Source organism: Bradyrhizobium cosmicum (assembly GCF_032290525.1).
Lineage (GTDB): Bacteria > Pseudomonadota > Alphaproteobacteria > Rhizobiales > Xanthobacteraceae > Bradyrhizobium > Bradyrhizobium cosmicum_A.
In genome coordinates this window covers 1-277 of record NZ_JASXTA010000196.1, presented here as the reverse complement: position 1 = coordinate 277, position 277 = coordinate 1, and the positions used below count along the sequence as shown (strand labels likewise).

1 protein-coding gene is annotated in these 277 nt (G+C 68.6%); it reads right to left on the bottom strand.

The window, feature by feature from the left end; translation table 11 throughout:
- Positions 1-277, bottom strand: a 277-nt coding sequence (locus QSV46_RS39630; RefSeq protein ID WP_314964083.1) for a DNA topoisomerase, incomplete at both ends; no start/stop codon positions are given.

Here is a 277-nt window from a genome sequence, read left to right as displayed (position 1 = left end):
ATGCAGGCCCGCGCGCCCAGGCCCAGCTTGCGGCTGGCTTCCTGCTGCAGGGTCGAGGTCATGAAGGGCGGCCAGGGATTGCGGCTGGCGGGCTTGGAGGCGACGGAGGTCACCTTGAGGTCGCGGCTTTCCACCGCCTTCACCGCCAGCCTGGCCGCTTCCTCGTTGGCGAGGTCGTAGCGTTCCAGCTTCCTGCCCGCGTAGGTCACAAGCTGGGCACGGTATTCGTCGCCCTTGGGGGTCGCCAGCGTGGCATGGACGGTCCAGTATTCGCGGG